Origin of the sequence: Tritonibacter litoralis, assembly GCF_009496005.1 — a bacterium.
Lineage (GTDB): Bacteria > Pseudomonadota > Alphaproteobacteria > Rhodobacterales > Rhodobacteraceae > Epibacterium > Epibacterium litoralis.
Genome location: NZ_WIBF01000003.1, coordinates 258802 through 282821, shown reverse-complemented (window position 1 = coordinate 282821; position 24020 = coordinate 258802). Strand labels below are relative to the sequence as shown.

The window sequence follows — 24020 nt, the reverse complement described above, 5'->3', positions numbered from 1 at the left end:
TCTACGGATAATGCAGGATAGGGTCAACCCCTTTTTTTCAACTTTTTTGCCAAAGGCTGGATTCCTCTGTTTGGCCCCGTTATATGCCGCTTATGAACAGCGTAGCACACACCCAGTTTCCCTTTATGAAGATGCACGGGCTCGGCAATGATTTTGTCGTCGTGGACGCCCGCCACCAGCATCTCCCCATTACCCCGGCCATGGCGAAGGGAATCGGCCACCGCCGGTTTGGCATCGGCTTTGACCAGCTTGCCGTGATCTCCCAGGGGCAAGGTGACGCGCATCTGACCTTTTATAACGCAGACGGCTCGACCTCTGGTGCCTGTGGCAATGCCACGCGCTGTGTTGCGCGCTATCTGATGGATGACCTGGACACAGACCGTCTGCATCTGACTACCGAACGCGGCGACCTTTATGCAGTTGCGGCAGGCACCGGGCTGACATCCGTCAATATGGGCCCACCGCAGCTCAATTGGGATGAAATCCCGCTGGCCGAAGACATCGATACGCTGGAACTGCCGATTGAAGGTTCACCCACCGCCACAGGCATGGGCAATCCTCATTGTACCTTCTTTGTCGAAGACGCAGACCGTATCCCGCTTGAAGAGTTTGGCCCGCGCTACGAGCATCACCCTTTGTACCCCGAACGCACCAATGTGCAGATTGCCCATATCGTCGGACCCGATCACATTCGTATGCGGGTCTGGGAACGAGGCGTGGGCGTGACGCTGTCCTCAGGTTCCTCCTCCTGTGCCACCGCTGTTGCGGCGGCACGCCGGGGTCTGACCGGGCACAAGGTTCAGATCGATCTGGACGGCGGCACCCTGTGGATTGACTGGCGCGACGATGGCGTCTGGATGACGGGCGAAACCATGCATGTCTGCAACGGCACTTTCACCCAAGACTTCTTGGACAGTCTCGCATGAGCGCGCCGAAATTCACTACGTTGGGCTGCCGCCTCAACGCCTATGAGACCGAGGCGATGAAGGAGCTGAGCCAGGCCGCGGGCCTCGACAATGCGGTGATTGTGAACACCTGCGCTGTCACAGCCGAAGCCGTGCGCAAAGCACGGCAAGAGATTCGCAAACTGCGCCGCGAAAACCCAGATGCGCAGATCATCGTCACCGGCTGCGCAGCACAGACAGAGCCCGAGACCTTTGCCCAAATGGGTGAGGTCGACAAGGTCATCGGCAATACCGAGAAGATGCAGCCGGAAACCTGGCAGAACATGGCCACCGATTTTATTGGCACCACCGAAAAGGTGCAGGTCAATGACATCATGTCGGTGACGGAAACCGCCAGCCATCTGATTGACGGCTTTGGCACCCGCAGCCGGGCCTATGTGCAGGTGCAAAACGGGTGTGATCACCGCTGCACCTTCTGCATTATCCCCTACGGCCGCGGCAATTCCCGCTCGGTCCCCGCAGGTGTTGTGGTGGATCAAATCAAGCGCCTGGTAGACAAAGGCTTTAACGAGGTGGTCTTAACCGGTGTGGATCTCACCTCCTGGGGCGCGGACCTGCCAGCACAGCCCAAATTGGGCGATCTGGTGATGCGTATCCTCAAGCTGGTGCCAGACCTGCCGCGTCTGCGGATCTCATCCATCGATTCAATCGAAGTGGATGAGAATCTGATGCAAGCGATCGCAACCGAACCCCGCCTGATGCCGCATCTGCATCTGTCGCTGCAACATGGCGACGACCTGATTCTCAAACGCATGGCCCGCCGTCACCTCCGCGATGATGCCATCCGCTTCTGCGAAGACGCCCGCCGGCTGCGCCCTGACATGACCTTTGGCGCGGATATCATCGCAGGCTTCCCGACCGAGACGGATGCCCATTTTGAGAACGCGTTGAAACTGGTAACGGAATGCGACCTCACTTGGCTGCATGTTTTCCCCTATTCCAAACGCGAGGGAACGCCCGCAGCCAAGATCCCCAATCAGGTGGATGGAACAGTGATCAAGAAACGCGCTGCGCGCCTGCGTGAGATCGGAGAGGCGCAGGTCCGACTGCACTTGCAGAACCAAATAGGACGCACCCATTCTATTTTGATGGAAAACTCTCATATGGGCCGCACGGAGCAATTCACAGAGGTGAGGTTTACCAAGTCTCAAACTGAAGGTGCGGTGGTTCAAGCAAAGATTACCGGCACCGATGGAAAGCAATTGACCGTGTGACACGGTAAAACGTCTCCGTCGGCACAGACACCCTTTCTTCGTGAGGCTTCAACCGGCGGCAGATCAATGTTGGCAACCGATTTATGCCTCCTGGCGAAACGTACATTGCTTTAACTCTCGACCAGCATCCTGCGCGAGAGAAGCGCATGGAAGCCGTCACTTTGACCAAAATTTTGCGCGAAACGTTCAAAGCTCTTTGTTGGTTTCAGCAAGGCAACCTTATAATTTGAATTTACTGCATAAAATCTATTTTGATTTTTCCACTTAAGATAGCAAATTATTAAAGACCGCAAACTGCGTGAAATTTTTTTAGATCACTTCCAAACATCACAATTAGTTTATTTGCCCATTTTATCGGCAAAGCTTTGTATATAGGATATTATTTTGTTTTCTATATCGGAGATTTTTCATGCCGACGATTGACCTAAGTGGCAACTTTAATAGACTTTTCTCTCGGATCGTTGACGACCTGACAGGAGGGCTGGTTGTCTTTAACGAAGGCACCATTATACCCCAGGGCTCCCTTGAATCCACAGTTTTGACCGGTACAGACTTTGGAGAAGGGATCGTAACACCTGTTGTCGGAACCATCAGCGACATATCCTTAACAGAGATACAAACAAACGACGGAACATCCTTTACGGGGGAAGCGCTGCATTTCAGTGACCTGGATATCGACATTTCTAGCCTTTACGAACAGGCTATATTACTCGCCTCGGGAAACCCCGGAGTTGCCGTTCTGACACCAGAAAAAGTGATCGAAGCGCTGTCGGACGAAGATTTCACAATCAACGGCAGTGATCAGGCGGACCTTATCCGCAGGGGAGGTGCCTTAGATTTTTCCGGGAACGACACATTCAATCTCGGTGGGGGCAATGATGTTGCCTTTACTGGCGCAGGGGATGACATCGTTCGGGCTGGAAGTGGGCGTGACACGATACGCGGCGGCGGCGGCGACGACCAACTGTTCGGGAACTCGGGGAATGATGCTCTGCGCGGTGGAGTCGGAGACGATATTCTGAACGGCCAGCGCGGGCGTGATGACCTCAGCGGCGGCAGAGGCAACGACATGCTCGACGGCGGCGTTGCACGCGACACATTGGATGGTGGACGCGGCAATGATATCCTGACCGGTGGCAACGGCTCGGACGAATTCATCTTCTCTGATGGATATGGTCAAGATACCATCACCGATTTTGAACTGGGTGCAGATAAAATTGTACTGGATGATGATCTCTGGGAAGGTGATCTAACTGCACAAGAAGTTGTCGATATGTTTGGAACTGTGCGGGACGGACAGCTGGTCCTAGATTTTGGCGACAATGAGTTGATCTTGGAAAATTTGGACAGCACAGCGGACCTGGCCGACGACCTGATCATCGTCTAACACCACGCAACATCTGCCTAACTTTCTGGTCAAGAACGACCTCAATAGAACGAAAACCCCCGCGAGCGATGCTCGCGGGGGCTTGTTTTTATAACTCTAAAACAAGAGGCATTAAGAGGTCTTTTTACCTTTATGCGGTGCCCACAAACGCTTGTTCGTCAGGTACAGCAGGACCGACAAGATAGTCAGGAACAACACGCCGGTCAGACCAGCCTGTTTACGCGCCATCATCTTGGGTTCTGCAGTCCACATCAGAAACGCTGAGACATCTTCAGCCAGGTGATGCACGTCATTGGCATGACCATCGATGAACTCAACCTGTTCGTCATCCAACGGCGGCGCCATAGAGATCCAACCACCCGGGAAAGCGGTGTTCTCATAGAACGTCGTGCCCGCCTCTTCCTTGGTCTTCCCTGTGTAGCCGGTCATCAGCGAGGCGATGTATTCCGCCCCGCCCATGCCTTTGAACAGCTGGTTCAGACCAAGCCCATAAGGACCGTGGAAGCCTGCGCGAGCTTTGGCCATCAAGCTCAGATCAGGCGCGCCAAGCGCGTCATTGACCGGGAAATTATCGGTAGGCTTGGCCGGGCGGTCTTCGTCCAGCTCCGCATCATAGACCGAGAAATTCTCAGCCGCATAAGCGCGAACCTGATCATCCGGCAGATTTGGGCCGCCCTCGTCCGCCAGGGTACGGATCGGAACCAGTTTCAAACCGTGGCAGGCAGAGCAGACCTCGGTGTAGATCTGCAGACCACGCTGCAGCTGGTTTTGATCATAGGAGCCAAACGGACCCTCAAACGAGAAGGAGAAATCCTCGATATGCTGCTCCCCACCGCCTGCTGCAAAGGCAGCAGCAGGGATGAGTGCCAAGGCAAAAGCAGCACCGGTTGCAAGTTTCTTCAACATAGGTAGCTGTCCTTCTTCTTACTCAGCAGGAGTAGCTTCGGATTTCTTGCCATAGTGGGCGTCGAAATCTTCTTCGATTGTGGCGGGCTGGGCCTCGGGTTTCTCGATCACGCCCAGAAGCGGCAGGATGACAAAGAAGTAGCCGAACCAATAGGCCGATGCGATCAGCGACAGCGAGGCATAGGGCTCTTCTGCAGGCATCGCCCCCAGCCACATCAGGGCAAAGAAGTCGATGACCAGCAGCAGGAACCACCATTTGAACTGCGGACGATACTTGCCCGAACGCACCATTGAGGTGTCCAGCCAAGGGGCCAGCGCCATGGCGATGATTGCGCCAAACATCGCAAGCACACCAAAGAACTTGGCATCTACAATGCCGCCGGTGATGAAGGAGGCAAATTGCACCACCCAGACTTCACCCGTAAAGGCACGCAGGATCGCGTAAAACGGCAGGAAGTACCATTCCGGAACGATGTGCGCCGGTGTGACCAGCGGGTTTGCTTCGATATAGTTGTCCGGGTGGCCCAGGTAGTTCGGCATAAAGCCAACGATGGCCCAGAAGACAACCAGAACAACGGCCAGACCCAGGAAATCCTTGATCACAAAATACGGCCAGAACGGCAGCGTGTCTTTTTCCGCTTCTTCCTTGGACCCTTTGCGCACATCAACACCGGTTGGGTTGTTGTTGCCGGTGGTATGGAACGCCCAGATGTGGACGATGACCAGTGCAGCAATCACAAACGGCAGCAGGTAGTGCAGCGAGAAGAAGCGGTTCAGCGTGGCGTTATCCACCGCAGGACCACCCAACAGCAGGGTTTGGATCGGCTCACCAATGAACGGGATCGCGCCAAACAGACCGGTGATCACGGTCGCGCCCCAGAAGGACATCTGACCCCAGGGCAGAACGTAGCCCATAAACGCGGTGCCCATCATCAAGAGATAGATCAGCATGCCGACAATCCACGTGATCTCACGCGGTGCCTTGTAAGAGCCGTAGAAAAGGCCACGGAAAATGTGAATGTAAACGGCCACAAAGAACAAGGATGCGCCGTTCATGTGGACATAGCGGATCATATGACCGCCGTTCACATTGCGCATGATGTGTTCGATGCTGGCAAAGGCCATGTCAACATGCGGGGTATAGTGCATCACCAGGATGATACCGGTGACAATTTGCAGCACCAGGCAGAATGCCAGAACGATGCCCCAGATCCACCACCAATTCAGGTTTTTTGGGGTGGGGATCATGATGGTGTCATAGATCAGGCCGACGATGGGCAGGCGGCTGTGCAGCCACTTTTCTGCTCCAGATTTCGGCTCGTAATGGTCGTGCGGGATACCAGACATCTAGCGACCTCCTCCTTTAACCGAGCTTGAGAGTGTTTGCGTCGATGAACTCGGCGACAGGCACCGGCAGGTTCTCGGGCGCGGGGCCTTTGCGGATCCGGCCAGCCGTGTCGTAGTGCGACCCGTGGCAGGGGCAGAACCAACCGTGGAAATCACCGGCATCTCCCAAGGGTACGCAACCCAGGTGGGTGCACACGCCCATCATCACCAGCCATTCACCGGCCTCGTCCATGGAACGGTTTTCGTCGGACGCGTCCACTTCACCCTTGTTGGCATTGCGCGCAACGCCATCGGGCAGCTCAGCCAGGTCAACGGCCCGGGCTTCGTCGATCTCTTCTTGGGTACGGCGGCGAATAAACACCGGCTTGCCCAGGAACATAACGGAAATCTGGGTTCCGACCTCTACACCACTGATATCCACGAAAATCGAGGACAGGGCCTGAACGTCGGCCGAAGGGTTCATCTGGTTAACCAAGGGCCAAATCGCAGCGCCGGCCGTAACGGCACCAGCACCTGCGGTGGCATAATAGAGGAAATCTCTGCGGGTTCCTTCGGTATCTTCTGCGTGGGACACGAGGCTTCTCCAATTCAAGCGCCCGCTTAGGGCAAACATGCGCGCACACCACCACTTAAGGCAGTGCCTCAGCGGGTGTCTATATTGGAGAAGGCTATTCGTCTAGCGGTCAAACCCGCGCAGGGGGCGCAATGTGGCGTTTCATTCACAGACAGACGAAGTCACGTCGCCTATTTGATGAGTCTTTAATGCCACTTCAACCCCCAAAACGCTTTTTTTTCGCTGATTAGGCTGGTTTCGTCGCTGCCATGCTAGGCTTTTCCAAAAATTGAGCATGCCACGCCGCCAGCTGGTCATTTCCGCTGCGCCAATCCACTTCGGGATGACGGAAGTCCACATAGTCCAATGCGCAGCCAACAGCAATTTGCCCAATATCCAAAGGCCCTTGCAGATGGCTCATCCAGCGCGCAGTCAACGCAGCACTGACGTCAAGTATTTTGGCCGATTGTGCGCCAAGCCAGCCATCCCAGACTTTTTCCTCGGGACGCATGCGTTTTTCATAGGACATCAACACAGCGGCGTCCGAGATGGCATCGCCCGTGGCTTCCAGAATCTTGCTCTCCCAACCCCGCGCATAAAGCGACGCTGCGGCACGTTCGTTCAAAAACTCACAAATGACGCGGCTGTCATACAATGTCGGCCCATCCGGGCGCTCCAAAGCGGGGATCTTGGAAATGGGATTCGCGGCCTGCAGCACTTCGGCTGGGTTTAATGGCGTGGTCATAACCGTGACGCGCTCAACCTCCTCCATTTGACCGGTTTCCTGCAAGACAACATTGACCTTGCGTACATAGGGCGACGCCGACGCGTAGTAGAGACGCATGTGTAAACCTCCTGATTCGGTGGCCCTAGGTTAGGCGTCGCCACAAAAACAACCACCGCCTGTTTCTGCACATCGCGTTTCAGTGATAGCACAGTCAAACATCCGGATATCTCTTGCAATTTGACCCAAAGCTTGGCAGGGTCTCGCCGTTCTCAGGGCGGGGTGAAATTCCCCACCGGCGGTATGCGGGCATGACCCGTAAGCCCGCGAGCGGCTTGAACCACAGGTTCAAGTGTCAGCAGATCTGGTGAGAGGCCAGAGCCGACGGTTAAAGTCCGGATGAAAGAGAACGTACAGCAGGGTCACGCCACCGGTGTGTCCTGGTGTTCGTTATCGCCTTGGGTGACGTGTCAAACCAAAGGAGATATCGATGACACACACCCGATATGCATTTGTCAAAGCCAACTGGCATTCTGACATCGTTGATCAGGCCCTAAAGGGCTTTTTGGAGCTCATTCCCGCCGAACAGGTCGACGTATTTGACGTCCCCGGCGCGTTTGAGATGCCGTTGATTGCACAGGATCTGGCCAAAACCGGCAAATACGCCGCCATTGCCTGCGCTGCCTTTGTGGTGGACGGTGGTATCTACCGGCATGACTTTGTTGCGCAAGCCGTTGTCGACGGCCTGATGCGCGCCAGCCAGGATACAGGTGTTCCGGTCCTGTCCGTATCCCTGACGCCGCATCAGTATCAGGAAACCGACCACCACAATGCGATCTACCGCGAACATTTTGTCCTGAAAGGCCAAGAAGCCGCTCGCGCTGCACTGATGGTGACCGAAACCCGCGCAAAAATTGCCCACGATCTGGCAATTGCGGCCGAATAAGACGATGGCATGGGGCGCACCGATGCGCCCCTTCCCCCTTGAGGCCAGAGACGTGCGAGGGTAAGCACAATCCGCAAAGGAGACCGCACCTCATGTCGATGAACAGCTTTGGCCACCTCTTCCGAGTCACCACCTGGGGTGAAAGCCACGGTCCCGCACTTGGCGCGACCGTCGATGGCTGCCCGCCAAATGTTGCGATCACGCCCGAGATGCTGCAGGTCTGGCTGGACAAACGCCGTCCCGGTCAAAACAAAAACACAACCCAGCGCAATGAGCCCGACGCGGTCAAGATCCTGTCGGGCGTGTTTGATGGCATGTCCACCGGAACCCCCATCCAGCTGATGATCGAAAACACCGATCAGCGCAGCCGCGACTATGGTGAGATTTCTCAGACCTTCCGTCCGGGCCATGCGGATATCACGTATTTCCAGAAATACGGCAATCGTGACTATCGCGGCGGTGGGCGCTCATCGGCGCGCGAAACAGCGGCGCGCGTGGCGGCGGGCGGTGTGGCACGGGAAGCAATCAAAGCCTTGGTGCCCGGGCTCGAGATCAAGGGTTACATGACCCAGATGGGCGAGATGGAGATCGATCGCAGCCGCTTTGACTGGGACGCGATTGATCAAAATGATTTTTGGATCCCTGATGCGGCCGCCGTTCAGGACTGGGAAGATTACCTGCAAGGCCTGCGCAAAGCCCATGATTCTGTCGGTGCGGTGATCGAGGTAGTTGCCAAAGGTGTCCCCGCCGGTATTGGCGCTCCGGTCTATGGTAAGCTCGACACGGATCTGGCTGCAGCGATGATGTCGATCAACGCCGTCAAAGCCGTTGAAATCGGCGAAGGCATGAACGCGGCCCGGCTCAAAGGGTCGGAAAACGCGGATGAGATCTTCCTGGGCAATGATGGCGCGCCTGTCTATTCGTCCAACCACGCCGGCGGCATTCTGGGTGGGATTTCCACCGGCCAAGATGTAGTTGTGCGCTTTGCCGTTAAACCCACATCGTCCATCCTGACCCCGCGCCAATCGATCCGCAAAGACGGCTCTTCCGTCGAAGTGGTGACCAAAGGCCGCCACGACCCCTGTGTCGGCATCCGCGCGGTGCCCGTGGCCGAGGCTATGATGGCCTGTGTGATCCTGGACCACCTGTTGCTGCACCGCGGTCAAATTGGTGAGAACCAAGGCCAGATCGGGTAACTGGAACCGCAGGGCTCTGTGCACAGAAACAATGTGCTGACACACCGCGAGCCATTGTAATCTCCCACTGTTGTGGCCAGAGTGCGGCCATGGCCAAATTGACGCAGCCTTCGGCGGGCTCTTCCAAAACAGCACATAGCCCCGGCAAGGGTATTTTACTGAAAGCCGTTGCGATTGGGCTGTTTACGGTTATGGCGGGCCTGATCAAAGAGGTGGTGCAGACGGTCCCTGTTGGCGAGACTGTGTTTTTCCGAAGCTTCTGCGCCCTGCCGGTTATCCTTTTGTGGCTCGCGATCCGGGGCGAATTGCGGGGTGGATTGCGCACCAAGAACCCGGGCCTGCACGTATGGCGCGGTCTGGTTGGCAGCACTGCAATGGGGTTCAATTTCGTTGGCTTGGGCCTCTTGTCCCTACCCGAGGCCACAGCGCTGAGCTATGTGACCCCAATTTTCACACTCATCCTGGCAGCGCTTTTGTTGGGGGAGCGAATCCGTTTGATCCGTATCTCAGCTGTGACTGTGGGTCTGTTGGGCGTTGTGATCATGCTGTCACCACAGTTGGGGCAGGATCAATCGCTGCAGGACACCGCGCTGATCGGCAGCCTGTGTATTCTGGCAGCCTCGGCCGCGCGCGGCTTTGTGCAGATCCATTTGCGCAAGATGGCGCAGGTGGAAAACACGGCGGCGATTGTATTCTACTTCTCGCTCACCGCATCGGCGCTGTCACTGCTGACCCTGCCTTTTGGCTGGGTTGTCCCGCCTATGCATACGCTTTTGTTGCTGGTGGGCAGTGGGCTTATTGGCGGCGTTGCGCAAATTCTGGTGACCGCATCTTATCGGTTTGCCCCTGCTTCCGTTCTGGCACCGGTTGATTATGTGTCCATGATCTTTGCGCTGATTATCGGCTATCTCTGGTTTGATGAATGGCCCAGCTTGGTTGTGCTTGCCGGGGCCAGCCTGGTGATTCTGGCAAATGTCATCGTCATCCTGCGGGAGCGGAAACTAGGCGTCCAGCGGGGCAAGGCCAAACCATTGATGGATCCCAAAGGGGGGTAAATCGGCTGTGCGTTATGCGCGCAAACTCTCGGCCAGGGCCTTCAGCTGTTCGCGCAGCGCTTTCAAAGAGGGCTCATCCTCTGGGCGACGTTGGCTGTGCCCGCCGAAATGGATGGAAAGGGCAATGGCGCAAACCCGGAACAGCTTTTTGCGGCGGGTTTGGCCTTCAAGTCCACCTCGAAGTCCTGTTGCCGGGTGTCGAAGTAGAGGCAGCTAAGCGCCTGACCTAGGTCGCGCATGGGATCTGCCCCTATTCGAACGCCGAGCGCGGCAATGTCGACGTGACCACCGGGCTTCTGTAACAAAAAAAGAGCGCAAGGGCTTCCCTTGCGCTCCGTCTAGTTCATCACGACACAGTCGGATTAGGCGCGGACCAACGCCTCGTAATCCTCGGCGATTTCGCGTGTCAGCGCACCAACCTCAAACGTGTAGGGGCCGATCTCACCCACCGGGGTCACCTCAGCAGCGGTCCCTGTCAGCCAGCACTGTTCAAAACCTTCCATCTCTTCGGGCATGATGTGACGCTCATAGACGGTGATGCCTTTATCTTTCAGCATCTGGATCACGGTCTGCCGGGTGATCCCGTTCAGGAAGCAATCCGCCAGCGGCGTGTGAACTTCGCCGTCTTTGACAAAGAAGATGTTTGCGCCTGTCGCCTCCGCCACATACCCGCGGTAATCCATAAACAGCGCGTCGGAACAGCCTTTGGCCTCAGCCTTATGCTTGGAGATGGTGCAGATCATATACAGACCCGCCGCCTTGGCATGGACCGGGATCGTGTCAGGGCTTGGGCGTTTGTATTCCGCGATGTCGAGCTTGGCGCCCTGCATCTTGGCATCACCGTAATAGGCACCCCAACCCCAGATCGCGATGGCCAGATGCACCGGGTTCTTGGCGGACGCGACACCCATGTCTTCACCAGAACCGCGCCAAACCAGTGCGCGAACGTAAGCGTCCTGAAGACCAGAGGCTTTCAGCGCCTCTTCCTTGGCGGCTTCGATCTGATCCACCGAATAGCTCAGCGGGATATCCAGCGCCTCAGCCGAGGCAATCAACCGTTCGGAATGTTCCCGGCTTTTGAAGATCTTACCATTATAGGCACGTTCCCCTTCGAATACCGAAGAGGCATAGTGCATGGCATGGGTCAGGATATGAACCTTGGCGTCGCGCCACTCGATCAGCTCCCCATCCATCCAAATCAGACCATCGCGGTCATCATATGCTGTCATCCTGCACCCTCCCGAGGGTCTTGGTTATTCCATTTATTGCGTGCGCAACCTGAGTCTTGGACATTTCATTGCGCCAAATCTGCGATTCGATACATCTTCACCCTTGGAATGTCAACAACGCTGACTTAAGCTGCTGCAAACAAAAGATTTACGAGGCATACCATGTCAGACGGGCGAAGTGGTCAATTTAACAGCGGTGAAAGCCTGCTGTTTTTGACGGATGAGCAATTGCGCCAGGGCATCGAAGCAATGTTCTTTGCTTATCGTGGGTTTACCGCTGATCCGGATCGCATTCTGGCAAAACTGGCCTATGGGCGGGCACATCACCGGGCGATCCACTTTATCAACCGCGCGCCGGGCACAACGGTCAACAACCTGCTGTCGATCCTTGGGGTCACCAAACAATCTCTAAACCGTGTTCTGCGTGCTCTGATTGAAGATGGTCTGGTCGAAAGCCGTGTTGGCACTGCAGATAAACGAGAACGTCACCTTTTCCTGACAGAAGCCGGACAAACGCTGGAAGCGGAGCTGTCCAACGCCCAGCGCGCGCGAATGCGCGCCGCTTACAAAGAAGCCGGGCCAGAGGCGGTACAAGGATTTAGAAAGGTGCTAGAAGCGATGATGGATGCAGATATGCGCCGCGCCTATACCAAACTTCGGGAAACCAGTTCATGAATTGCGATGCCCACCTTTTAATTGTGGATGATGACGAGCGGATCCGCGAACTGCTCAAGAAGTTTTTGATGCGCTCGGGCTTTCTGGTCACCGCCGCACGCGACGCCCAACACGCGCGCCGGGTGCTGTCGGGGCTGGATTTCGATCTGATCGTTCTGGATGTGATGATGCCGGGCGAAGACGGGATTTCCCTGACCAAAGCGCTGCGCGAGACACATACAACACCTATTCTGTTGCTGACCGCACAGGGGGAGACGGAAAACCGGATTGCGGGGCTCGAAGCCGGGGCAGATGATTATCTTGCCAAACCGTTTGAACCCAAGGAACTGCTGTTGCGGATCAACGCCATTTTGCGGCGCATGCCCGAAGCCAAACCCGAAGACACCATTCCAAAGGTGCTGCACCTGGGCGACATTCGATATGACATCGAACGCGGCGAGATGTGGCAGGGTCAGGATCTGGTGCGTTTGACCAGCACCGAAAGCCAGCTGATGAAGATCTTTTCAGCGCAGCCCAACGAACCGGTAAGCCGTGCCAAACTGGTTGAGGATCTGGGACGTGACCGGGGACAGGCCCAAGAACGCGCCGTTGATGTTCAAATCACCCGCCTGCGCCGTAAAATCGAACCCAACCCGAAACAGCCGCAGTATCTTCAGACCGTTCGCGGTGCCGGTTACATGCTGGCCCCCGACTGATACGCCGCCACCGCAGCTTCTGACGATTTCGCCAGCATAGGCTGCGGGCTCTTGTGATTGGGGCAAACAGGCTTTTACGATGCGATCTGACCCAATTGTCGGAGAGCTGCCCCGTGACCACCGCATTGATTACCCATGCCGACTGCCTGACCCATGTGACACCGGACGGTCATCCCGAACGTGTGGCGCGTTTGGAACATGTTTTGCACGGGCTCGAAGGCAAAACGCTGGAGCGGTTCACCGCACCTTTGGCCGCTGAAGACGACCTGCTGCGCATTCACCCCAAATCTTACATCGAAGACCTGCGAGAGGCGCGGCCTGACGCGGGCTTCATCCAGCTGGACGGGGACACGTTCCTGTCGCCGGGGTCGCTGGACGCGGCGTTTCGTGGGGCTGGTGCGGCCGTGCGGGCCGTTGATCTGGTGCTGTCGGGACGCGTGCAAAACGCCTTTGCCGCCATTCGCCCGCCGGGCCATCATACTGAGACCGAGACATCAATGGGCTTCTGCCTGTTTGGAAACGCCGCCTTGGCCGCCAAACACGCGCTGGATCATCACGGGTTGAAACGCGTCGCGGTGGTTGATTTTGATGTGCATCACGGCAACGGCACCCAGGACCTTTTGTGGGACGAACCACGCGCCTTGTTTATCTCGTCCCAACAGATGCCGCTGTGGCCGGGCTCAGGCCGGCCGGATGAAGACGGCGCACATGGCCAGATGGTCAATATTCCGCTCGCCCCAGAAACGGGTGGAGATGCCATGCGCGAGGCCTATGAAACATTGGCATTTCCGCGCATTCGGGCCTTTGAACCCGAGCTTTTGATCCTCTCGGCGGGCTTTGACGCGCATCAGGATGACCCGTTGGCCAGCCTCAACTGGACCACATCAGATTTTGCCTGGCTCACAGCCGCACTTTGCGCCATTGCCCAAGAGGTTTGCGGTGGTCGTATCGTCTCGACTTTGGAGGGCGGATATGATCTGAACGCGCTGACCGCCGCCACTGCGGCCCATGTTGACGAATTGATAAAGGCAGGATCATGACCCAGACCCCCGTCGAAGAGTTAAGCTTTGAACAGGCCATGCGTGAGCTGGAAACTGTGGTCGACCAATTGGAACGGGGTGACGTTGCGCTGGATGCTTCGATTGCGCTCTATGAACGCGGTGCGGCGTTGAAAAAACGTTGCGAGGACGAATTGAAGCGCGCCGAGGAGAAAGTTGCGGCCATCACCCTGGACGCCAATGGCACAGCCACCGGCACCCAACCGTTGGATGCAGGATAACCCGATGACCGCCCCGGCTTCTTTTGATGTAGCCCTGCGCGCAGCTCAGGCGCGGATCACCGACTATGCGCACAGTCGCTTGACCGGCGCTGATGATCTGCACGCCGCCATGCGTTACGCCATGGTCGGCGGCAAGATGCTACGCGGCTTTCTGGTTCTGGAGAGCGGACGTCTGCATGGGCTTGCACCTGATGCTGCGATGAACGCAGCCTTGGCCATTGAATGCGTGCACGCCTATTCGCTGGTGCATGATGATCTGCCCTGTATGGACGATGATGATATGCGCCGGGGCCAGCCCACCGTGCACCGCAAATGGGATGACGCCATGGCTGTTCTGGCCGGTGACAGCCTGCAGACCTTTGCCTTTGAACTGATGGCAGAACCGGTCGTCGGCCCCCATGCTTTGGCTGCACTGCGCACATTGGCCCAATCGGCTGGTAAGGACGGCATGGTCTCTGGGCAGATGCTGGACATAGCTGCCGAAAGCGCCGAGACACCGCTGAATCTGGACCAGATCACCCGCCTGCAGCAACGCAAAACCGGCTGTTTGATCGAATGGTCCGCCACTGCCGGAGCGGTTTTGACAGGCGCGGATCCCGCACCGCTGGCGACCTATGCCCGCGCCCTTGGCCTCGCCTTTCAGATTGCCGATGACATCCTCGATGTCGAAGGCGACATGAACAAGGTCGGCAAAGCGCTGCGCAAGGATGAAGACGCCGGCAAGGCGACATTCGTATCCCTGTTGGGGCTGGATGCGGCAAAAAAACGCGCGTCAGATCTGGTGGAAGAGGCCTGCGAAGCCCTACATCCTTATGGGGATGACGCCGAAACCTTGAAGCAAGCAGCGCGCTTCGTTATCTCGCGCGATAATTAACACCACCCCTGAGGAGCCATGCCCGTTATGTCGGACCGCCCGAACACCCCGCTCTTGGATCAGATCACTCGCCCGGCCGATCTGAAGCGGTTGAGCGATGCCCAGCTGACACAGGTCTCTCAGGAGCTGCGATCAGAGACGATTTCTGCGGTCTCCGAAACCGGCGGCCATTTGGGCGCAGGTCTTGGCGTGGTGGAGTTGACCGTGGCCCTGCACGCGGTGTTTGACACGCCCAAGGACAAGCTGATCTGGGATGTGTCCCACCAATGCTATCCGCACAAAATCCTGACCGAACGCCGGGACCGCATTCGCACCCTGCGGATGAAAGACGGGCTGTCCGGTTTTACCAAACGCAGTGAAAGCCCTTATGATCCCTTTGGGGCCGCACATAGCTCTACATCGATTTCGGCGGCACTTGGTTTTGCCGTGGCCCGCGATCTGGGCGGTGTGATCCCCGAAGGCAATGGTGATGCGATCGCCGTCATCGGGGATGGATCCATGTCTGCCGGCATGGCGTTTGAAGCGATGAACAACGCAGGCCATTTGGGCAAACGTTTGTTTGTGATCCTGAACGACAATGAAATGTCGATTGCCCCGCCGGTTGGGGCGCTGTCGTCCTATTTGTCCCGCATCTATGCCGAAGAGCCGTTCCAGGATCTGAAAGCCGTGGCCAAGGGCGCGGTGTCGCTGTTGCCGGAACCCTTCCGCGAAGGGGCCAAACGCGCCAAAGACATGCTCAAAGGAATGACCGTCGGCGGCACGATGTTTGAAGCTTTGGGGTTTTCTTATCTCGGCCCGATTGACGGCCACGATATGGACCAGCTGTTGCCGGTTCTGCGCACCGTCAAGGCACGGGCCACGGGGCCGGTGTTGATCCATGTTCTGACCAAAAAGGGCAAAGGCTATGCGCCCGCAGAAGCCGCACGCGACAAGGGTCACGCCACCGCTAAATTCGATGTGGTGACCGGCAAACAGAAAAAAGCGCCGTCTAATGCGCCGTCTTATACGTCTGTCTTTGGCGATACATTGGTCAAGCTGGCTGCTCAGGACGACAAGATCTGCGCTGTGACTGCTGCGATGCCGGATGGCACCGGCTTGAACCTCATGGCCGAACGCTACCCGTCCCGGACCTTTGACGTGGGTATTGCAGAGCAGCACGGGGTAACGTTTTCAGCCGCGCTGGCCGCAGGCGGGATGAAGCCATTTTGCGCGATGTATTCGACGTTCCTGCAGCGCGGCTATGATCAGGTTGTCCATGACGTGGCGATCCAGCGCCTGCCGGTCCGCTTTGCCATCGATCGTGCGGGGCTGGTTGGTGCGGACGGCGCGACCCATGCTGGATCTTTTGACATCTCATTTATGACCAACTTGCCCGGCATGGTGGTCATGGCCGCCGCGGATGAGGCGGAATTGGCCCATATGGTCAAGACCGCTGCTGCCTATGACGCGGGGCCCATCGCCTTTCGGTATCCGCGCGGCGAAGGTGTAGGTGTTGAGCTGTCCGAAGAGCCGCAGGTCTTGGAGATCGGCAAAGGCCGGATCATTCAGGACGGCGCGCGCGTTGCGATTCTGTCATTTGGTACCCGCCTGTCCGAGGTTCAAAAAGCTGCCGAAGCGCTGTCGGCCAAAGGGATCACCCCAACAATTGCCGATGCGCGCTTTGCCAAACCTCTGGACCGCGATCTGATCCTCGATCTGGTGGCCAACCATGACGCCATGATTTCCATCGAAGAGGGTGCCGTGGGTGGCTTTGGCTCACATGTGGCGCAGCTGTTGCTGGATGAAGGCGCGCTGGATCACGGCTTTAAATACCGGTCTATGGTTCTGCCCGACACCTTTATCGATCAGGCCAGCCCCAAGGATATGTATGCGGTTGCTGCCATGAACGCGGAACAGATCGAAGCCAAAGTTCTGGAAACTGTGGGCGTTGTGGATCTGGCCGCACGGCGGGGGTGAAACCTCCCCTGCCCACGTTGCGCAGGGGAGATAAGTATTAGCTCGCCATCAGAGCTTTGACGTCCGGCAGGCCCAGCGCCTTGCCGCCGACACCCCATTGGCCATCTTTGACTTCTTCGATGACAACCCAAGTCACATCGCGCAGCTTCTCGCTGGTGACTTCGGTGACGGCATCGGTGATTTTTGCGATCAGCTCTTCGGACTGACCGTCGCTCAGCTCATCTTTGAACACTTTGACTTCGATTAGGGGCATGTTTCTACCTGACATTTAGCTCATGTGAACGTCAGGCACAGCACCGAGACCCAAATACCAGCACTGCACCCGACAGAGCAAACTTAGGGTGTGAAAATCAAAGTGTAACCTGTAAAAAGGTATTAGATAGGTTACGATGTTGTGAATTGACCCGCCACTATGTCCCCTGCCCCGCCAATGCCTTGAGGCCGCTGCGGTAATCCGGATACTTCAACCGAACACCCAGTTCCGTTTTGATCCGGTCGTTTTTCACCCGCTTGTTCTCTGCGTAAAAGCTGCGTGCCATGGCGCTCATATCAGCCGTCTCAAAATCCACGCTGGGCGGCATGGGCAGGCCAAGAAGCTCAGCCGCATAGCCGATGACATCCTGTGGCGGCGCCGGTTCATCATCACAGACGTTATACGCAGCGCCGGGATCTGGCTGTGCAATCGAAGCCTCAAGCACTTGGGCGATGTCGTCGACATGGATCCGGGAGAACACTTGTCCCGTTTTCACAATCCGGCGGGCTTGGCCTGATTTAACCTTGGAAAACGGGCCGCGTCCGGGTCCATAGATCCCGGCCAAGCGAAACACATGCACGGGAAGGCCGCTGTTGAACCAAGCCTCTTCGGCAGCGACGCGCCAGTGTCCCCGGCGGGTACTGGGCGCAAGGGTAGTGTCCTCATCCACCCAAGCACCACCATGATCACCATAAACAGCGGTGGTCGACAGGTAACCGGCCCAACTCAGATCCCGCCCATCCAACTGTTCCAACACACTTGCCAAAACCGGATCCCCATCCGCCGTAGGGGCGATAGAGGACAAGACATGCGTCACCCCATGCAATGGCAGAGGGCTTCCGGGCCATTGCACGGTCTGCACGCCCTCAATCAGCTGCCCATCCCGCGTGGTGCCAAAAACGCGCCAGCCCTGCGGCTTCAAGCGCCGCGCCAGAGCCTGTGCGGAATATCCAAAGCCAAGACAAAGTAGAGTGTTTTCCATGGCCCATAGATGCGTGCGACCTGGCTTGGTGACAAGCGTGGAAATGCAGGTTGCGGCTTATTGCGCCTTGTGGCCATCCAGATGGCCCAGATCTTTGTCTGGCGCGATCTGGTCGCGCACACGGGATTTCAGCGCCTTTACATCCGGGAACCCGCCGTCGCGCTTGCGCTCCCAGATCACCGTTTCACCGATCTGGATTGCAAAGGTGCCGCCGATCTCTGACGGCACCAAGGTTACGCCGCCCAATTGACCATGGAACGTCGACAACAGCTCCTGCCCCATCCAGGACGCGCGCAGCAGCCAATTGCAGCCGATACAATAAGAGATTGTGACAACGGGCTTTGCCGGATCTGACATCGCGAACCTCATGTGGTGGGAGATGGAGTGTCACCTTGGCACAGGATCAACCCTTTGCCCAGATCCGCAATCAGAACACGGGCGACCGCATCACTCGGGCAAGCGATTGCCGTCCGCGTCGATCAGCGCAGCGCCGTCTTCCTTGGCCCAGGGCCCTTGGGGCCAATTGTCCAACAGATCCAACACCGCACCAGAGGGGCGGCACAGCTTGACGCCGTTCTTGCAGGCCACAATCGGGCGGTTGACCAGAACCGGGTGCTCCAACATGTGATCCAGCAACACCTCATCCGTCACGGAAGGATCCAGCAGACCCAGCTCTTCGGCCGGTGATTTGCTGGTGCGCAGAGCCTGCCGTGGTGTGAGACCGGCGGCGGCAAACAAAGCCTGCAGCTGCGGTCGGGTCCAACCTGTGTCAATGTATTCAACAACAGTTGGTGCATAACCAGCGTCTTGGATCAGTTTCAGCACATTGCGAGATGTGCCACATGCGGGGTTGTGGTGAATGACGATATCCATGCGATTGTCTTCCTATTTTTGCATGACCTTTTGATGAAACAGGCCAAGTTGCGCTTGAATTTCCCGGTTCAAACGGTGGAACATAAATCATGACCCAGAACCTGTTCCCGAGTTGGCCCGACGTCGCCCCCCATCTGATCGAAGTTGCAGCAGGCCGCCGTCCCGCCGAAACTGTGATCCGAGGTGGTACATGGGTGAATGTCCACACCCGTGAGATCCTGCCAAATCACGATATCGCAATCCACAGTGGCCGCATCGCCTTTGTGGGGCCGGATGCATCCTATTGCACCGGACCTGAGACCGCGGTGATCGAAGCCAAGGGGCGCTATATGATCCCCGGCCTGTGCGATGCCCATATGCACATTGAATCCGGCATGCTGACGCCTGCGGAATTTGCCCGCGCGGTCATCCCTCATGGCACCACCACCATGTTCACCGACCCGCATGAAATCGCCAATGTTCTGGGCCTTGAAGGCGTGCGGCTGATGCATGACGAAGCGCTGATGCAGCCGGTCAATATCTATACCCAGATGCCGAGCTGCGCCCCCTCGGCCCCTGGGTTAGAGACAACAGGCTATGAGATTTCACCCGAAGATGTCGCCGAGGCGATGTCCTGGCCCGGTATCATCGGATTGGGTGAAATGATGAACTTCCCCGGCGTGGCCAATGGCGACCCCAAGATGCTGGCCGAGATTGCCGCGGCACAACGCGCCCACAAGACCGTTGGCGGGCATTATGCCTCTCCGGATTTGGGGCCTGAGTTTGCGGCCTATGTGGCTGGCGGCCCGGCGGATGACCACGAAGGCACCTGCGAAGCCGACGCCATTGCCCGCACCCGTCAAGGCATGCGATCAATGATGCGGTTGGGTTCGGCCTGGTATGACATAGAAAGCCAGATCACGGCTGTGACTGAAAAAGGGTTGGACTCACGCAATTTCATCCTGTGTACGGATGACTGTCATTCCGGCACATTGGTCAACGACGGCCACATGAACCGCGTTGTGCGCCACGCCATCGCTTGCGGTTGTGATCCGCTGGTGGCGCTGCAGATGGCCACGATCAACACCGCCACCCATTTTGGGCTGGAACGTGAGTTGGGGTCGCTGACACCCGGTCGGCGCGCCGATGTGATCCTGACCTCGGACCTGACTGATCTGCCGATTGAACTGGTTGTTGCGCGGGGTAAAATCGTCGCTGAATCAGGCTCTATCAAGGTGGATTGCCCGCATCTGGCGTGGCCTGATCATGCCCGTGGCACCGTTCACCTGGGTCACGCATTGTCGCAAAGCGATTTTGAGATTGCGGCCCCCACTGGCGCTAACACGGTCACTGCAAATGTCATTGGCGTGGTGGAAAACCAGGCCCCAACCAAAGCGTTAAAGGCCGAGCTGCCGGTGCAGGACGGGCTGGTCGAAGGTCACGGCGACATCTGCCAGATTGCGCTGGTGGAACGCCACCGGGGCACGGGCGGTGTGACCAACGCCTTTGTCTCAGGCTTTGGCTATTCCGGCCCGATGGCGATGGCGTCAACCGTGGCACATGACAGCCACCATATGATTGTTGTTGGCACGGATCGGGCGCAGATGGCGTTGGCCGCCAACCGTCTGGCTGAAGTCGGCGGCGGGGTGACCATCTTCCGGGACGGTCAGGAGCTAGCGCTGGTCGAACTGCCCATCGCCGGTTTGATGTCTGACCAACCGGCGACCGAAGTTGCCGCCAAAGCCCAAAAAATGGTCGAAGCGATGGTGGCCTGCGGCTGCACGCTGAACAACGCCTATATGCAACATTCGCTGCTGGCACTTGTTGTCATCCCCGAGCTGCGCATCTCGGACCTTGGCCTTGTTGACGTGACCCAGTTTAAAAAGATTCCGGTTATAGAAAGCACCCCATGACCCTGATGACCCCAAAGGTCCCGGCCCCCGAGCAGTTTACCGACGCCGAAGCTGCCGTTGCGCGCCTGATCGAGCTTTATGAGACCGCCACTGATTTTCTGAGCACGGCATTTGAAAGTGTGATGCAAAACGGAACCCAGGATGGGGTCCGGTATCGCGCGTTCTACCCGGAAATTCGTTTTGTGAATCCGTCCTACACCCAGGTGGACAGCCGCTTGAGCTTTGGCCATGTGTCAGAGCCCGGCACCTATGTCAGCACGATCACGCGTCCTGATTTGTTCCGCCACTATCTGGAACAACAAATCGCCCTTCTTATCCGCAACCATGGCCAGCCGGTGGCAATCGGGGCTTCGGATACGCCCATTCCGGTCCATTTCGCCGTCGCCAACCGCAGCGACGTCACGGTTCCCCAAGAAGGTGCTGCGGGCTTTGTTCTGCGGGACCTATTTGACGTGCCGGATCTGGCCACCACCAATGACGATATCGTCAACGGAACCTATCAACCCACTGACGGCGTCGGCCCCCTGGCCCTGTTTACGGCGCAGCGCGTGGATTATTCGTTGGCACGCCTGTCCCATTACACCGCCACAGATGCGGAGCATTTCCAGAACCACGTGTTGTTCACCAACTACCAGTTCTATGTCTCCGAGTTTGAAGCCTATGCCCGCGACATGCTTGCCGATCCTGCGTCGGGCTACACCAGCTTTGTCAGCACCGGCAATCACGAGATTACGGATGCACAGGCGGATATCGCAACCACCGCCAAGATGCCACAAATGCCGACCTATCACCTGAAACGGCCGGATGGGAACGGGATTACGCTGGTGAACATCGGTGTTGGTCCCTCGAACGCCAAAACCGCCACGGACCATATCGCGGTTCTGCGCCCCCATGCTTGGTTGATGGTCGGCCACTGCGCAGGCCTGCGCAACACGCAGTCTTTGGGAGACTTTGTCCTCGCCCATGCTTACCTGCGCGAAGATCACGTGTTGGATGATGATCTTCCCATCTGGACCCCAATCCCAGCCCTGGCCGAGATCCAGGTCGCGCTGGAAAAAGCCGTTGCCGATGTGACCGAATTGGAAGGATACGACCTAAAACGTATCATGCGCACAGGAACCGTCGCCACCATCGACAACCGCAACTGGGAGTTGCGTGACCAATCCGGACCCGTTCAACGCCTGAGCCAATCGCGTGCCGTCGCTCTGGACATGGAAAGCGCCACAATTGCCGCCAATGGCTACCGGTTTCGAGTGCCTTATGGCACGCTCTTATGTGTGTCTGACAAGCCGCTTCATGGGGAATTAAAGCTTCCTGGCATGGCTTCGGACTTTTACCGAACCCAGGTTTCGCGCCATCTGCAAATCGGCATCAAAGCCATGGAAGATCTGCGCAGCATGCCACTTGAACGGCTCCACAGTCGTAAATTGCGCTCATTTGATGAAACCGCGTTCTTGTAGCGCTGTAAAAACCTCGAAAATCAACGAAAAATCGCCGAAACCCTTTTGTTTGCGCCCGCTATGCGTTGTGTTCGACCACAACATACCGATAATATCGCGCGATGAGGCCCTAAACATCGGGCAGTCAAAGGAGAGCAAAAAAATGTCCAAACCGATGACCAAAACACAGCTGGTCGCCGCGCTGGCCGACGAAATGGGCAGTGACAAGAAAACCGCAGGCTCGGCGCTGGAAGCCGTTTGCAGCCTGATCACCCGCGAAGTGTCCGGCGGTGGCGCTGTAACCCTGCCCGGCGTTGGCAAGATCTACTGCCGCGAGCGTCCCGAGCGCGAAGTGCGCAACCCGGCCACCGGTGAGAAATTCATGAAGGAAGCCGACAAGGTTGTGAAAATGACCATTGCCAAGGCTCTGAAAGACAGCGTGAACGGCGACGAGTAATCGCCACTTCCCTGTTCAAAGATCCAAGGGTCGCTGGTTCAGCGGCCCTTTTTTTGTGAGAAAACAACCGAACCTCTACAAGCCGCAATTCCCCCCTTTGAAACCATCCGCAAACGCCCCATTTTGAGGGCAAGACAAAAGCAAAAAGGGACGCCATGACACAGTATTCCAAATCCGATGACGCAATTGCTCAGCTGTCCGAAGAAGAGTTCTTTGTCACACAGCAATCCGGCACCGAACGTCCGGGGACCGGCAAGCTTTTGTACAACAAAGACCCCGGCATTTACGTCGACATCGTGTCAGGCGAACCCTTGTTTGCCTCTGGCGACAAATATGAATCCGGCTGCGGCTGGCCCAGCTTTACCAAGCCGATTGAACCGGCCCACGTGCAAGAGCAGGAAGACAAAAGCCACGGTATGATCCGGACCGAGGTCCGATCCACCCATGGCGACAGCCATCTGGGTCACGTCTTCCCCGATGGCCCCCGCGACCGGGGCGGTCTGCGTTATTGCATCAATTCAGCGTCACTGCGGTTCATTCACCGCGACGAGATGGAGGCGCAGGGTTATGGTGCTTACTTAAACCAAGTGGAGGGTTAAGACATGAAACATTCCGAACGTGCCGTTCTCGCTGGGGGCTGCTTTTGGGGCATGCAAGAGCTGATCCGTGCGCTGCCTGGTGTGATCTCCACACGGGTGGGTTATACTGGCGGCGATGTAGCCAATGCGACGTATCGCAATCATGGCACCCATGCGGAAGGCATCGAAATCCAGTTCGACCCAACCCAGACAAGCTTTCGCAGATTGCTTGAGTTCTTCTTTCAGATCCACGATCCTACCACGGTTGACCGTCAGGGCAATGACATCGGGATGAGCTATCGCTCCGCAATCTATTTTGTCGATGACTCACAAAAAGCAACTGCGTTAGAGACGATCGCAGACGTCGAAGCTTCTGGTCTTTGGCCCGGAAAAGTCGTTACCGAAGTCGAGCCTGTAGGCGATTTTTGGGAGGCCGAGCCCGAGCATCAGGATTACCTGCAACGGCTGCCCAATGGCTATACCTGCCATTTCCCACGTCCCGATTGGGTTCTGCCCAAACGCACGGTCGAAGCAGCGGTGTAACA

Annotated in this window: 26 protein-coding genes and 1 riboswitch; of the genes, 17 read left to right on the top strand and 9 right to left on the bottom strand. The window is 57.1% G+C overall.

From position 1 onward, the window contains the following. Positions 1-83 precede the first annotated feature (83 nt). The 3 genes from dapF to GFB49_RS07620 all read left to right on the top strand — a co-directional run bounded on the left by dapF (position 84) and on the right by GFB49_RS07620 (position 3566). Positions 84-926, top strand: coding sequence for a diaminopimelate epimerase (gene dapF / locus GFB49_RS07630; RefSeq protein WP_153215255.1), 843 nt, complete (start codon positions 84-86; stop codon positions 924-926). Next, positions 923-2179 carry a tRNA (N(6)-L-threonylcarbamoyladenosine(37)-C(2))-methylthiotransferase MtaB gene (mtaB, locus tag GFB49_RS07625; protein WP_153215254.1) on the top strand — a complete coding sequence of 419 codons (1257 nt, stop codon included), beginning with the start codon at positions 923-925 and terminating at the stop codon, positions 2177-2179. Before dapF ends, mtaB begins: the two co-directional genes overlap by 4 nt. 409 nt (positions 2180-2588) lie before the next feature. Next, positions 2589-3566 (top strand): calcium-binding protein, encoded by a 978-nt coding sequence (locus tag GFB49_RS07620; RefSeq protein ID WP_153215253.1) that lies wholly within the window; start codon positions 2589-2591, stop codon positions 3564-3566. A 111-nt stretch (positions 3567-3677) separates the two neighbouring features. On the opposite strand, the gene GFB49_RS07615 is transcribed toward GFB49_RS07620, so the two are convergent. The 4 genes from GFB49_RS07615 to GFB49_RS07600 form a co-directional block, all read right to left on the bottom strand. Beyond that, positions 3678-4472, bottom strand: coding sequence for a cytochrome c1 (locus tag GFB49_RS07615; protein ID WP_153215252.1), 795 nt, complete (start codon positions 4470-4472; stop codon positions 3678-3680). Positions 4473-4490: 18 nt separating this feature from the next. Then, the gene (gene petB / locus GFB49_RS07610; protein ID WP_153215251.1) at positions 4491-5819 is read right to left on the bottom strand and encodes a cytochrome b; all 1329 of its coding nucleotides are present in this window, start codon (positions 5817-5819) and stop codon (positions 4491-4493) included. Positions 5820-5835: 16 nt separating this feature from the next. Then, positions 5836-6393: a ubiquinol-cytochrome c reductase iron-sulfur subunit gene (gene petA / locus GFB49_RS07605; RefSeq protein ID WP_343032513.1), complete on the bottom strand. Its 558-nt coding sequence runs from the start codon at positions 6391-6393 to the stop codon at positions 5836-5838. 226 nt (positions 6394-6619) lie between these two features. Further along, positions 6620-7216: a glutathione S-transferase gene (locus GFB49_RS07600; RefSeq protein ID WP_153215249.1), complete on the bottom strand. Its 597-nt coding sequence runs from the start codon at positions 7214-7216 to the stop codon at positions 6620-6622. A gap of 144 nt (positions 7217-7360) precedes the next feature. Next, a riboswitch (FMN riboswitch) is annotated at positions 7361-7511 on the top strand. Between the two features lie 75 nt (positions 7512-7586). Between GFB49_RS07600 and GFB49_RS07595 the strand changes: the two genes are divergently transcribed. The 3 genes from GFB49_RS07595 (at position 7587) to GFB49_RS07585 (ending at position 10293) form a co-directional block, all read left to right on the top strand. Further along, the gene (locus tag GFB49_RS07595) at positions 7587-8042 is read left to right on the top strand and encodes a 6,7-dimethyl-8-ribityllumazine synthase (RefSeq protein WP_153215248.1); all 456 of its coding nucleotides are present in this window, start codon (positions 7587-7589) and stop codon (positions 8040-8042) included. A 92-nt stretch (positions 8043-8134) separates the two neighbouring features. Then, the gene (gene aroC, locus GFB49_RS07590) at positions 8135-9238 is read left to right on the top strand and encodes a chorismate synthase (protein WP_153215247.1); all 1104 of its coding nucleotides are present in this window, start codon (positions 8135-8137) and stop codon (positions 9236-9238) included. Positions 9239-9327: 89 nt separating this feature from the next. Then, positions 9328-10293, top strand: a complete 966-nt coding sequence (locus tag GFB49_RS07585; RefSeq protein WP_153215246.1) for a DMT family transporter — start codon at positions 9328-9330, stop codon at positions 10291-10293. A gap of 362 nt (positions 10294-10655) precedes the next feature. On the opposite strand, the gene GFB49_RS07580 is transcribed toward GFB49_RS07585, so the two are convergent. After that, positions 10656-11522, bottom strand: a complete 867-nt coding sequence (locus GFB49_RS07580; protein WP_153215245.1) for a branched-chain amino acid aminotransferase — start codon at positions 11520-11522, stop codon at positions 10656-10658. A 162-nt stretch (positions 11523-11684) separates the two neighbouring features. Between GFB49_RS07580 and GFB49_RS07575 the strand changes: the two genes are divergently transcribed. From GFB49_RS07575 to dxs, 6 genes are all read left to right on the top strand, one after another. After that, positions 11685-12197 (top strand): MarR family winged helix-turn-helix transcriptional regulator, encoded by a 513-nt coding sequence (locus tag GFB49_RS07575; protein WP_153215244.1) that lies wholly within the window; start codon positions 11685-11687, stop codon positions 12195-12197. Then, positions 12194-12892 (top strand): response regulator, encoded by a 699-nt coding sequence (locus GFB49_RS07570; protein WP_153215243.1) that lies wholly within the window; start codon positions 12194-12196, stop codon positions 12890-12892. Before GFB49_RS07575 ends, GFB49_RS07570 begins: the two co-directional genes overlap by 4 nt. A gap of 113 nt (positions 12893-13005) precedes the next feature. After that, complete coding sequence (locus GFB49_RS07565; protein ID WP_343032512.1) at positions 13006-13932, top strand: histone deacetylase family protein; 927 nt, start codon at positions 13006-13008, stop codon at positions 13930-13932. Next, the gene (locus GFB49_RS07560; protein ID WP_153215241.1) at positions 13929-14171 is read left to right on the top strand and encodes an exodeoxyribonuclease VII small subunit; all 243 of its coding nucleotides are present in this window, start codon (positions 13929-13931) and stop codon (positions 14169-14171) included. Before GFB49_RS07565 ends, GFB49_RS07560 begins: the two co-directional genes overlap by 4 nt. A 4-nt stretch (positions 14172-14175) precedes the next feature. Next, positions 14176-15045 carry a polyprenyl synthetase family protein gene (locus GFB49_RS07555; protein ID WP_194269285.1) on the top strand — a complete coding sequence of 290 codons (870 nt, stop codon included), beginning with the start codon at positions 14176-14178 and terminating at the stop codon, positions 15043-15045. A gap of 27 nt (positions 15046-15072) precedes the next feature. Then, the gene (dxs, locus tag GFB49_RS07550) at positions 15073-17001 is read left to right on the top strand and encodes a 1-deoxy-D-xylulose-5-phosphate synthase (protein ID WP_153215239.1); all 1929 of its coding nucleotides are present in this window, start codon (positions 15073-15075) and stop codon (positions 16999-17001) included. A 37-nt stretch (positions 17002-17038) separates the two neighbouring features. Here dxs and GFB49_RS07545 read toward each other — a convergent pair whose 3' ends face one another. The 4 genes from GFB49_RS07545 to arsC all read right to left on the bottom strand — a co-directional run bounded on the left by GFB49_RS07545 (position 17039) and on the right by arsC (position 19109). After that, entirely contained in the window at positions 17039-17254 is a 216-nt protein-coding gene (locus tag GFB49_RS07545) for a tautomerase family protein (protein ID WP_153215238.1), read from the bottom strand. Positions 17255-17411: 157 nt separating this feature from the next. Next, positions 17412-18236 carry an SDR family oxidoreductase gene (locus GFB49_RS07540; protein ID WP_153215237.1) on the bottom strand — a complete coding sequence of 275 codons (825 nt, stop codon included), beginning with the start codon at positions 18234-18236 and terminating at the stop codon, positions 17412-17414. A 57-nt stretch (positions 18237-18293) separates the two neighbouring features. Beyond that, positions 18294-18593: an Rdx family protein gene (locus GFB49_RS07535; protein ID WP_153215236.1), complete on the bottom strand. Its 300-nt coding sequence runs from the start codon at positions 18591-18593 to the stop codon at positions 18294-18296. Positions 18594-18683: 90 nt separating this feature from the next. Further along, positions 18684-19109: an arsenate reductase (glutaredoxin) gene (gene arsC / locus GFB49_RS07530; protein ID WP_153215235.1), complete on the bottom strand. Its 426-nt coding sequence runs from the start codon at positions 19107-19109 to the stop codon at positions 18684-18686. An 89-nt stretch (positions 19110-19198) separates the two neighbouring features. Here arsC and ade point away from each other — a divergent pair, with 89 nt between their 5' ends. The 5 genes from ade (at position 19199) to msrA (ending at position 24018) form a co-directional block, all read left to right on the top strand. Next, positions 19199-21001, top strand: a complete 1803-nt coding sequence (gene ade / locus GFB49_RS07525; protein ID WP_153215234.1) for an adenine deaminase — start codon at positions 19199-19201, stop codon at positions 20999-21001. Next, positions 20998-22461, top strand: coding sequence for an AMP nucleosidase (locus GFB49_RS07520; protein WP_153215233.1), 1464 nt, complete (start codon positions 20998-21000; stop codon positions 22459-22461). Before ade ends, GFB49_RS07520 begins: the two co-directional genes overlap by 4 nt. A 142-nt stretch (positions 22462-22603) precedes the next feature. Further along, positions 22604-22897, top strand: coding sequence for an HU family DNA-binding protein (locus GFB49_RS07515; RefSeq protein ID WP_153215232.1), 294 nt, complete (start codon positions 22604-22606; stop codon positions 22895-22897). 155 nt (positions 22898-23052) lie between these two features. Further along, entirely contained in the window at positions 23053-23496 is a 444-nt protein-coding gene (msrB, locus tag GFB49_RS07510) for a peptide-methionine (R)-S-oxide reductase MsrB (protein WP_153215231.1), read from the top strand. A gap of 3 nt (positions 23497-23499) precedes the next feature. Next, positions 23500-24018 carry a peptide-methionine (S)-S-oxide reductase MsrA gene (msrA, locus tag GFB49_RS07505; RefSeq protein ID WP_153215230.1) on the top strand — a complete coding sequence of 173 codons (519 nt, stop codon included), beginning with the start codon at positions 23500-23502 and terminating at the stop codon, positions 24016-24018. The last annotated feature ends 2 nt before the right edge of the window (positions 24019-24020 follow it).

Coding starts and splice junctions, on each gene's coding strand:
- GFB49_RS07575 (WP_153215244.1), top strand. CDS start 11,685: ATGTCAGACGGGCGAAGTGGTCAATTTAACAGCGGTGAAAGCCTGCTG.
- msrA (WP_153215230.1), top strand. CDS start 23,500: ATGAAACATTCCGAACGTGCCGTTCTCGCTGGGGGCTGCTTTTGGGGC.
- GFB49_RS07560 (WP_153215241.1), top strand. CDS start 13,929: ATGACCCAGACCCCCGTCGAAGAGTTAAGCTTTGAACAGGCCATGCGT.
- GFB49_RS07570 (WP_153215243.1), top strand. CDS start 12,194: ATGAATTGCGATGCCCACCTTTTAATTGTGGATGATGACGAGCGGATC.
- GFB49_RS07580 (WP_153215245.1), bottom strand. CDS start 11,522: ATGACAGCATATGATGACCGCGATGGTCTGATTTGGATGGATGGGGAG.
- dxs (WP_153215239.1), top strand. CDS start 15,073: ATGTCGGACCGCCCGAACACCCCGCTCTTGGATCAGATCACTCGCCCG.
- GFB49_RS07520 (WP_153215233.1), top strand. CDS start 20,998: ATGACCCTGATGACCCCAAAGGTCCCGGCCCCCGAGCAGTTTACCGAC.
- mtaB (WP_153215254.1), top strand. CDS start 923: ATGAGCGCGCCGAAATTCACTACGTTGGGCTGCCGCCTCAACGCCTAT.
- GFB49_RS07595 (WP_153215248.1), top strand. CDS start 7,587: ATGACACACACCCGATATGCATTTGTCAAAGCCAACTGGCATTCTGAC.
- arsC (WP_153215235.1), bottom strand. CDS start 19,109: ATGGATATCGTCATTCACCACAACCCCGCATGTGGCACATCTCGCAAT.
- GFB49_RS07555 (WP_194269285.1), top strand. CDS start 14,176: ATGACCGCCCCGGCTTCTTTTGATGTAGCCCTGCGCGCAGCTCAGGCG.
- petB (WP_153215251.1), bottom strand. CDS start 5,819: ATGTCTGGTATCCCGCACGACCATTACGAGCCGAAATCTGGAGCAGAA.
- msrB (WP_153215231.1), top strand. CDS start 23,053: ATGACACAGTATTCCAAATCCGATGACGCAATTGCTCAGCTGTCCGAA.
- GFB49_RS07515 (WP_153215232.1), top strand. CDS start 22,604: ATGTCCAAACCGATGACCAAAACACAGCTGGTCGCCGCGCTGGCCGAC.
- GFB49_RS07600 (WP_153215249.1), bottom strand. CDS start 7,216: ATGCGTCTCTACTACGCGTCGGCGTCGCCCTATGTACGCAAGGTCAAT.
- GFB49_RS07615 (WP_153215252.1), bottom strand. CDS start 4,472: ATGTTGAAGAAACTTGCAACCGGTGCTGCTTTTGCCTTGGCACTCATC.
- ade (WP_153215234.1), top strand. CDS start 19,199: ATGACCCAGAACCTGTTCCCGAGTTGGCCCGACGTCGCCCCCCATCTG.
- GFB49_RS07535 (WP_153215236.1), bottom strand. CDS start 18,593: ATGTCAGATCCGGCAAAGCCCGTTGTCACAATCTCTTATTGTATCGGC.
- GFB49_RS07585 (WP_153215246.1), top strand. CDS start 9,328: ATGGCCAAATTGACGCAGCCTTCGGCGGGCTCTTCCAAAACAGCACAT.
- GFB49_RS07620 (WP_153215253.1), top strand. CDS start 2,589: ATGCCGACGATTGACCTAAGTGGCAACTTTAATAGACTTTTCTCTCGG.
- GFB49_RS07540 (WP_153215237.1), bottom strand. CDS start 18,236: ATGGAAAACACTCTACTTTGTCTTGGCTTTGGATATTCCGCACAGGCT.
- GFB49_RS07545 (WP_153215238.1), bottom strand. CDS start 17,254: ATGCCCCTAATCGAAGTCAAAGTGTTCAAAGATGAGCTGAGCGACGGT.
- aroC (WP_153215247.1), top strand. CDS start 8,135: ATGTCGATGAACAGCTTTGGCCACCTCTTCCGAGTCACCACCTGGGGT.
- dapF (WP_153215255.1), top strand. CDS start 84: ATGCCGCTTATGAACAGCGTAGCACACACCCAGTTTCCCTTTATGAAG.